General features: G+C 63.4%; 1 protein-coding gene (running past one end of the window). It reads left to right on the top strand.

What is annotated here, in order from left to right; genetic code table 11:
- Positions 1 to 14 precede the first annotated feature (14 nt).
- Positions 15 to 10,940, top strand: the 5' portion of a protein-coding gene (locus GZH79_RS11485; RefSeq protein ID WP_211643929.1) for an LEPR-XLL domain-containing protein. It continues 18,051 nt past the right edge of the window; only the first 10,926 of its 28,977 coding nucleotides appear in the window; its start codon is at positions 15 to 17; its stop codon lies beyond the right edge, outside the window.

Here is a 10,940-nt window from a genome sequence, read left to right as displayed (position 1 = left end):
TGACGACCCCGGTCATGGTCTCGGCTGTCAAGCTCGAGGCGATGGAACCACGCTTTTTGCTGTCTGCCGATCTGATGCCGCTGTCGGTCGATATGGCTGGGGACGGTGGGGCCAGCTACACCCTTGAATACGACGAAACGGCCACAGCTTACCGTGTCTACGACGATGAAACCGGCGAAATCGTGGGCGAGCGTGCAGCCGCCGAGACAACAGAAATTATCATCACCGGCACCGCGCACAACGACCGCCTGACCCTAAGCGTGACGGCTGCGATGCAGGACGTGAGCGTGCGTTTCGACGGTGCAGGGGGTGATGACACGATAGCCGGTCCGTCAAGTGACACGACATGGACCATCGACGGGCGCGATACCGGAACCGTCGCAGGCGTGCGTTTCGTCAACGTCGAAACCGCAAAGGGCGCCGCCGACAACGAGGATACTTTCATCGTCAGTGCGACCGGCGTGCTGAGCGGCACGATCGATGGTGGCGACGGCGGCTACGACTCTATGGTGTTGGACGGTGGCACGTTTGACAGCGTGCATTACGCGGCCACCGGCGGCACGTCGGGCACTATCGACCGCGATGGCGTCGTGCTGCAGTTTGACGGTCTGGAACCAATCGACGCCACCGACATGACGGTGGAGAATTACACGTTCGACATGGGTTTGATGGGTGTCGAAGTGTCGGACGACGCCACACTGTCGCAATCGGGGGGCACTGTGGTCGTGACCTCGAACGATGCGATCCCCACGTTCGAAAGCTTGGCGCTGTCGACACCAACGGCCAGCCTGACCATCAACATGGGCGATGATCTGGGTCTGCCCTCTGCCGATGGTATTGCGCAGGCGCAGGGCGATCTTTTGTCCGTCGGAAACCTGGATCTGGGTCCTGCCAGTCTGACCATCAACGGCGAAAGTGGCAGCGATTCCGTCCTGTTTACCGGGACCGTGACCGCAGGCGCGATCACGGTGAATGCCGAAAGCATCGCGGTCGCGTCGGGCGCATCTGTGACGGGCAGCAGCGTAACGTTCAACGCGGTGGCGACCGAAGACAGCTATGCCATCGACCCGACTAACCTGATTCCCGGCGTTTACGTGGCGGCGCCTGTCGCCGATATCGACATCGCTGGCAGCGTCGTCGCAACTGGTGGCGCCGTGACGCTGACAGCGTCGGCGTCCGCGACGTTCACGCCCGATCCGTTGATCATCGGTCCGCTGGGTGGGGCGCTGGTGGTGGCATTGCCGTCGGCCACGATCGGACTGGATGGTGGAACGGTGACGGCGACGGGCGATGTGACGGCGCGGACGACCGTAACGCTGGACATCGACGCGACGGACAAGGCCGATGGCACGGACGACGACGAAACATCGGATGCAGCCGTTTCGGTCACCGTGATTCTGGCAACATCGACCATTGACATGTTGGGTGCTTCAATCATCAGCGCCGATGGCGCGGTCGCATTGAACGCTGCCACCAACCTGCTGGTGGTCAGCAATGCGGACGGCACGGCGGGCAGCGCCGGTGCAACGGTTGCGGTCAGTTCAGTGCAGGCCACGACACGTGTGTCAATGAGCGACAGCGCGTCGATCTTGGGCAATGTCGATACGCCCGACAGTGTCGATCTGACTGCCACGCTGGACAGCGACATCACCACAAAATCCACGTCGACGGCAGGCGGCGCAGTTGAAAGCACCGGCGACGAGAAAAATGAATCCGAACAGCGTTTGGCGGATTCCGACAAGGATGCGAGCACGCAGAACGACGGGGCGACCACGCCAGAGGGCAATTCCGTCAGCTTTGCAGGGGCGGTCGTGGTGTCGGACTATCGGTCCGATACCGTCGTCAGCGTGTCGGGCAGCGGTACCATCGCATCTGTGGGTGACGTGATCCTTGACGCCACCGCGACGGAAAGCATTACCGCGACGGCGGACGGAACGGTGACCACCGATGGCGGCACAGGCGTCGGCGTGGCGGTGGCGATGGGCATTGTCGATACCAAAGTGACCGCCGCGATCGGCGGAACCGTCATTTTTACGGACACAGACAAGGTGTCGGTTCTGTCGACGCTGAATGCTGACAGCAGCTATACGCTGACCGCGACCTCGGGTGGTGGCGGATCGGCGGAGTCGGGTTTTCAGGGTTCCTTGGCGATCAGCATCGTCAGCACCGACGTGCAGGCGATCATCGAAAACGGCGCCAATTTGAACTTGAATGGCGCGGATGTTTTGGCGTCGGCAAGCTCTGCCACCAAGACGGACACCGCTGCGCTGAAGGGCGAAGGCACTGTTGCCACCAGTTCTGTCGGGGTGGGGGCTGGTGTGGCGCTTTACGTCGGCAGCCATCTGAGCACGGCGGCCCTGTTGGGCAATGCAAATTTCACCGGTGCGACGGGCGATCTGACCCTGATCGCGACTGGAAAACACAGCGATACAACCACGGCGCAGGCCGGCGCGGCAGGCACCGGCACCACGGTCGGCGGGGCGGTCGCGATCAGCGTTGTGAACAACGATACGGTGACCGACTTTGGTGATCCGGGCAGCGCACTGGATTTGGACGGCGATGTGGCGGCGGCCACGACCCACACCGGCACCAGTGCCACGCTGGCGGACGGCACAGCCGCGGGCGGCACGACAGCCGTCGGCGCGGCCATCGGTCTCGCCTTTGTCAACAACAACGGCAGTTCGACCCTGCGCCGCGATCTGACGACCACAGGCAGCTTCGAGATGTCGGCGCTGACCAAAGCCGAATCGAAGGCGGAAGCGAAAGCATCCGCTGCCGGGGCAGAGAAAGAGGCCGCGCCCGACGCTGCCGATGGTGGCGCGGACGGACAACGCGACAAGCAGATCGACTATGCCAACACCCGGGGCGATGCCGGGGGCAAAACCACCGACGTATCCGCCGATGAGCAAGCATCGGCCAATTCATCGGGTGACGGCGGCGCAAGCGGTGGTGGCAACGTCAGCGTGGCGGGCGCGCTGGCGCTGAATATTTCCAGCAGCATGGCCGTGGCACAGATTGATGGCGTGACGCTGCGTGCGGCAGATGTGTCGCTGACGACAACAGCCGATATGAATGCCACGTCGGATGCCGATGGTTCTGCCGCCGCCGGGTCTGGCACAAGTGTTGGCATCGCGGTCGGCATCACCGTCGCGGAAATGCGCAACGTGGCCCAGATCACAGACGGTGCCAGTGTCACGCAGACCGGCAGCGGCGATCTGGTCCTGTCCGCCACCATGAACGACGCCGACGACAGCCAGCACAGCTTTGGCGCTGCAGCCACGGCAGGTGCGTCGGGCGGTGACACGGGGGTTGCGGGCTCTTTCGCGCTTTTGATCGTCGATTCCGATACGGCCGCCAGCATGGACGGCGCGTCGTCGGTCGATCTGGGTGGCGCCAATGCCGCGATGACCGCGACCTCTGACAGTGTGGATACCACGACCGCCAGCGCCAATCAGGATGATGGCGGAACCTTGGGCGTCGGGGCCGGGATCGCCATCGGCGTGACAGATCACGACACGACCGCCACGGTCGCAAACGGCTCTGATCTGACGAACGGAAACGATATTTCACTGACGGCCAGCGGCACCCATGTGGCGACCACGACGGCTGAATCGGGCGCTGAATCCAGCGGGACCACGGTCGGTGGTGCGGTTGCCGTTGCGGTGGACAACCGCCTGACGCAAGCGCGGATCGGCACAGGCGATGATGATCTGGATGCGGCTGGCGTTCTGACGTTGAGCGCGACCCATTCCGGCAGTTCCACGACCAAGGCCGGCAGCGACGCGACGGGCGCGGATGCGGCCATCGGCGCCTCAATCGCGCTGGGATTCGTGACCGACAAGGCAAGCGCGGAATTAGAACGTGATGCAAGCGTCGCGGCACTGACGATGACAGCCATCGCGGATGGCGCGTCCATCGTGACGTCCAAGGCGTCGGCGGCAGGGGCCAGCAGCGAGGCGGACGCCGAAGACGGAACCGATGCGAATGCCGACAAGCAGAAAAACGACAAGGTCGCGCTTGCGAACCAGAAGAACAAGGGTGCCGACGTAAACCCCGATGAGGGCAACAACGACACCTCTGCCAAGGACGGCTCTAATAATTCGGTGGGCGTCGCTGCGGCACTAGCCCTGAACGTGTCAAAGGCCGAAGCATCCGCCACGCTGATCGACCGCGCGGTGACGGGTGACGTCACGCTGACCACGTCGAACAATATGGACGCCAAGGCGGATGCATCTGGTATCGCCAGCGAGGGTGCGCAGACGACATCCGTCGGTGTCGCGGTCGCGATCAATGTGGCGAACATGCGCAATGTCGCGGGCCTGCAGGGCACATCGTCGGTCACGGGTGGCCTGACGGCCAGCGCGACGATGACCGACAAGGACGGTAACAGCCAGCACGACTTTGGCGCGACGGCGGTGTCGGGCGCAAGCGGCGGCGATGTCGGGGCGGCGGGCTCTTTTGCCCTTGGGATCATCGATTCCGATACCCGCGCCAGCATCGACGGAGACGGACGGATCAGCGCGACCGACGAAGACGTGAGCCTGTCCGCTGCGTCCGTGTCCGAAAATACAGTTTCTGCGACGGCCAGCGCGACCTCTGGCAAGACAGGCGTGGGTGTGTCCATCGCGATCAACGTCAACAATGCGGTGACCGAAGCCGAGATCGCCGACGGTGCGATTCTGACCGGTGTCGCCAATCTGGCGCTGGTCGCCAATGGCAGCTACGAAAACACGACCTTTGCGTCGGGCGGCGGTGCTGGCAAACAGTCCGAAACCGGGGTCGGTGGCGGCGTGGCCGTCGCGGTCGTGGATAACATGACAACGGCGCGGATCGGCATATCCCCGTCTGCACTGGCGATCAGCGGCGATCTGTCCGCCGACGTGGTGCATCACGGCAGGGCCACGACAACGGCGGACGGTACGGCCGAGGCGTCGACCGCCATCGGTGCTGCGATTGCGATCGGTCTGGTCGATGACACCGGTCGCGCAACGCTGGAGCGTGATCTGACTGCGACCGGCGGTATCAGTCTAAGCGCGCGGGTCGATGGGGCGTCCGAGACGATATCCAAAGCGTCGGCCAAGGGGGCCAAGGACAAGAACACTGATGGTGACAACGACGCCAGCACCGGCGAGACGGCAGACACCCAGAAAACTCAGAACACCGCGATGGCGAACAATGCCTCTGACACCGGCAAGGGCACCAGCACTTCGGCCAGCAAGAACGGCAAGGGTGTCAGCATCGCGGCGGCACTCGCGGTCAACGTGTCGTCCAGCACCGCCGAGGCCGTTTTGGCCGACGGGCTGACAGTCAGCAGCGGCGGCGCGGGCCTGTCACTGATCACCAGTAACAACATGGACGCAACGGCACGGGGCGAAGGCGATTCCGCGACGACCGGCACGGGCACCTCTGTGGGTGTCGGTGTTGCGATCAACGTGGCCGACATGACCAACCGTGCCCGGATCGGCGCAGGATCGACAATAACGGCGACGGGTCTGACCCTGCAGTCGACGATGAAGGATGTGGGCGGCGACCCGCAACATAACTTCAAGGCCGAGGCGACATCGGGCGCGAGCGGCGGCAAGATCGGGATTGCGGGGTCTTTCGCACTGTCTGTGGCCAATGCCACGACCGAAGCCATCATCGGCGATTCCGCCGGAGCTGACAGCACGATCACGCTGACCGGCGGGGCTGTCGTTTTGGAGGCTGTGAGCGACGAGACAACGACCGTGCAGGCCACATCGGCCGCCATCGGCAAGGCCCGTCAGGGCACGGGTGTCGGTGCGGGTATCGCGCTGACCGTCGGATTCAACGAGACGCGGACAACCGTGGATGAGGGCACCACGCTGAACGGGGCCGTCAGTGCGCTTACCCTGCGGGCCCAGTCGAGCGACACGTTGACCACCAATTCCGAGGCGGGTGCCGCCGGTAACACCGCCATCGGCGGCAGCGTGGCTGTTGCCTATGTCGAAAACGTTACAGAAGCCGTTCTGGGGTCGGGCGGCGGAACGCTGGTCCTGACCGGTGGCGCGCTTTTGATCGCAGCGGATCACACGGCGACGATCACGACCACAGCCGACGGTGAGGCCGCGGGCGGCAACGTCGGCGTCGGTGCATCGGTCGCGTTGAACATCGGTGACGACGAAACGGATGCCTTTATTGACCGGTCGCTCACTGGGGCCAGCACGATCGATGTCCACGGCAAGGGTGTGATCGAATCGAGTGCGACGTCAAAGGCGAGTGCGACGGGCCAGAAGAAGAAAAAGACCAACAGCGATGGCAGCGAGAGCGCCGAGGATTCGAATACCTCGGACGAGGAAGCGGCCGAAAACACGACATTCGCGCAGGAAAAGGGCGGTGCCAAGGCCGACAAGGCACCGACGGAAACAGGTGCCTCTACAGTCGGTGAGGCCGATACAAAGGCGCAGGACGAGGGCGGCAAGGGGGTCGAGGATCAGGCATCGGTCAAATCCGGCGGCACCAAAGTCGCGGCCACCGTTGCTGTGAATTACCTAAACGCGGAAATCGACGCGCGCGTCGGTGATGATGTGACACTTGTGGGCAGCGGCGCCGTGACGGTCAAGGCTGAGTCAAAGGTGACGGCACGTGCCATCGGGATTGCCACGGCCACCGACATCAGCGCCAATACCGGCGTCGCTGCGGCGGTCGCATTGAACATTTCACTGCTGGATACCACCGCGCGTGTCGGGCAAGGCGCCAGCCTGACCGGTTCGGACGTGTCCGTGCTGGCGGTGCATCCAACAGACGATGATGCGAACACTTATCAAGTCCGGGCACTGTCCGGTGCCGTGTCCGGCGGAACCGGGATCGGCGGATCAATCGCCGTGAACTACGTCGACAGCACGATGAAGGCCGAGGTCGCAGGCGCCCGCGCCACGGGAGATACTGTTGATCCGTGGGACGAGACCGTTCTAAACGCCACGACCGGCAACGTCACGGTAAAGGCCGAAAGCCACACGATCCTGCAGAACATTTCGGGCGGGGCCGCGCTGAGCACGAAGGGTGGCACGGGCGTCGGCATCGCGATTTCTGTGAACATATTCAACACGATGGATACCAAAGCTATCGTCGGCAACAACGCCGATCTGGATGCTGTGGGCACTGTGGATGTGACGGCCAACAGCACCATCAAACCCCTGGAAGAAACGCTTGTCCTGATCGAGCGTCAAGAAGTCGACGTGGGTGACGTCACTGAGATTCAGGTGAACGAAGTCTCTGTCGATGTGGCTTTCACCAACTTTGCGGCTGGTGTCGCGGCATCCAACGGTGGCACTGCTGTCGGTGGGTCGTCCAGCGTAAACGTCATGCTGATCAACACCGAAGCGTCGGTCGGCAGCAACACGACCGTCGATGCGGGCGGTGACATCACGGTCAATGCGACGGACATGACGACGCTGTTCACCGGTGCGGGCGGAATCGGCCTGTCGGCGGGTGGATCCGGCGTCGGCGTCGGCATCGACGTCAATGTCATCACGCGCGACACACTTGCGCAGGTCGGTTCGGGCGCGGCCCTAAACAGTAGCGGCGGTGCGGTTTCGGTCAACGCGACGGCGGACGATGATTTTACCAGTTTTGCTGCGACCTTTGGCGCGTCCAGTGGCGGCAACGCCGTGGCGTTGTCGGTGGCCGTGATGGTGGCGATCACCGATACGCGGGCGTTGGTTCTGGCGGGCACCGATGATGACAACACGACGAGTCTGTCCGCCGGGACCGATGTGACGGTCAAGGCAGACGGCGATTTCGATCTGAAACTGATTTCCGGCGGTGTGGCCTTTGGTGTCGGCGGGGCAGGCGTCGGAATCGCAAGCAGCGTGCTTGTCCATGACGACGATGTCGAAGCGGATGTTCGCGACTACACCAGTATTGTGACGGGTGGTCCGATCGGGCTGTCGGTCAGGGCGGTCTCGACCGATGACATTCTGAATATCGTGGCGGCTGCGGGTGTGTCGGGCAGTTCGGTGGGGATCGGCGGGTCAGTTCTGGTGTCGGTTCTGACCGAAGACACAAAGGCCTTGATCGGCGATCATGTCTTGGTCGATGCGACCGCGGCCGCGAACAACCCCGGCGTCATCGTCGACGCGGACAGCACGACTGAAATACTGGCCGTTTCCGGTGCGATTGCATTGTCCAGTTCGTCTGCCGTTGGTGCCGGTGTCAACGTTCACACGGTCACCAAGACGACCGAGGCCAAGATAGGCGGATCGTCCGAAATCATTGCCGATGGCAACATCATCGTGAATGCGCAGTCCACCGAGGATATCAAGACGTTCTCGGTCGCGGCAGCGGGCGGCGCCAGTGTCGGTGTCGGTGTGGCTGCGGACGTCTATGTCCTGACATTGACCACGACCGCAAGCATCGGCGCCCAAAGCGACGTTTTCGCACGCGGGTCGGTTCTGGTGCAGGCTGTGGACGAAACAGAGGCTGATTTGCTGGTCGGCGGGGCTGCCGTCGGCGGCAGCGCTGGTGTCGGTGGCGGCGCGGGTGTCGCCGTCATCAATAAAACCACGACTGCCACCATCGACACGGGCGCGGATGTGACCGGTCTGGGGCTGGACACCGTGATCGCGCGCGATGGTACTTTTACGGTGGACTACGACACAGGCAGCACAAAGTCCGGCATCGACGAGGACGCGATCAAGCTCGATAGCCAGACGCCCGACCGCGAAGCGTTCGAGATCGGAACGCCCGCTGGTAGCGATCTGGACAAGGACATTGCCGATACCCCGGACAAGAGCAACCAGTCCGCCGATGGCGATGATCTGGAAGGCGATCCCGGTCTGGCGCGCGAGCGTGTTGCGCTGGCCGGCACCGAGATCGTGCGCGGCGTCGCAGTTTCGGCCAGTTCAAAGGACGATGTGGAATCGCTGGCCTTTGGCTTTGCGGCGTCCGGCTCGGGCGCGGTGGGTATTGGGGCCGCCGTCAATATCGTGGATGTGACGACAACGGCGCAGGTCAAGGACGGCGGCAGCATCAACAGCTTTGCCCCCGATGGAAATGCGACCGCAGCAGACACGGAACAGTCCGTTCTGGTCGCGGCTGCAAGCGATTTCAATCACACGGGCGTCGGCGTCGGCCTTGCGCTAAGTGGCGCAGGGGCTGGTGCGCCGGGCGTCAACGTGTCGGTGATCAATCAGGACACGCAGGCGCTGCTGGGCGAATCCGTCGCCGATGCAAACGACCGCCGGACCGTCCGCGTCGCTGCGGCAGACGATGTGATCGTGCGTGCGAATGCCGAAGCCAAATTCCTGATCGTGGCTGCCGGGGTTGCCGCAAGCGGAACCTTTGCCATCGGCGGCGGTGTCGGGGTGGTATCCATCGACAACACCACAACAGCGTCGGTCGGCAACGATACGGTGATAGATGCGGGTGGTGATGTTCTGGTATCGGCCAACGACGACAGCGACATGACCATGATCGCCGGTGGTGCGGGGGTGGGCATCGGCGGTGCGGGTGTTGGGGCGAGCGTCGGGATCTTCGTGGTCAACAAAAGCACCATCGCGTCAATCGGCGATCGCGCGCAGGTCGATGCGGGCGGCAACGGGACTGGATATGCGGACATCCTGACGGGAGACATGAACGACGACACCGGCGCGTTCTTCACGGGCGAAGCGCATGGTGTGATCGTTCAGGCGACAAGCAGCGAGACGTTCCTGACAGTTCAGGCCGCCGGTGCTGCGGGGGGCTATGCCGGTGTGGCTGGCGCGGTCGGGGCGACAATCGTCGACAGCGACACTGCGGCCTGGATCGGGCGCGATGCGCAGATCAATCAGTTCAGCGCGAACTATCTGACCGTCGGCAATGATGCCGGCCCCAATCAGGGCGTCTGGGTCGGGGCGGCGAACCGGACATCGCTGACCGCAGCGACGGTTGGCGTGGCTGGCGGGCTTGTGGGCATCTCGGGTGTCGTCAACTACGGCATGATTACCAATGACGTCAGCGCCAAGATATTTGCCGGGGCCGATGTCAACGCGCAGGACATCGTCGTGGTCGGCGCCGTGTCTGACAAACTGATCCGGGGTTTCACCGTTTCGGGCGCGGGCGGGGCTTTGGCTTTGGGCGGCGCTATCTCTGTCTTTGCTGTGGGAGAGGCATTTTCGGATACCTACGAAAACAATAACGAAGCCGCCGACAATGGCGGCAGCAACGACACCGGCAGCGCGCTGGATACCGGCGGCGGCAACGCACAGGACGAAAGCGGCAAGACCGCCGACAATTCCGCGGGTGAGGTCGACGGCCAGTTGGGTGCCGTGTCAGGCGGAGCTGCGGGTGCGGATGCCAACAGCGCGGACGGTCGCGCGGCCAGTGGATTGTCTGGCGTCGACATCACGTCGCGGTCGCTGAGCACGGCGACGCTAAATGCCAACCTGCTGCTTGCGGCGCAGGACGAACCGGGCGTGTCGGCCATCGTGCAGGGCAACGCCAAGATCAAGACGGCCGGTGATGTCGCCGTCATGGCAGAAGAGGTGATCGAGACAAAGTTCATCACCACCAGCGCACAGGTCGGCGGGGCTGCCGTCGGCGCGGCCATTACGGTGCTGAACATCAACAGCAACGTGCGCGGTCGTCTGGGCGGCGAAACCGTCGCGGGCGGAATCGTCACGGTGGGGGGTAGCGGAACACGCGACATCGGCGCCACCTCTGTCGGGGTGCAGGCAGGCGGAGTTGCCATTGGTGCCGGTGTGAATGTCGTCACCGACAACTCAAAGCAATTGGCCGAAGTCAGCGATGGCGGCAAAGTCGATGGCGCAAGCCAGCTGAACGTCACGGCAGCGAACGATCAGGACCTGGATATCACCAGCTATTCGGTCACGTTGGGTGGCTCTGTGGCTGCCGGTTTCAACTTCAGTATCGTCAAGCTGAACAACACCGACAGCTTCGATGGCACGAACCAGGCTGATACGATGGCGCGGATCGGTGACGGT

It is taken from the genome of Loktanella sp. SALINAS62 (genome assembly GCF_018263905.1).
Lineage (GTDB): Bacteria > Pseudomonadota > Alphaproteobacteria > Rhodobacterales > Rhodobacteraceae > Loktanella.
This window is presented reverse-complemented; position numbering and strand designations above follow the sequence as displayed.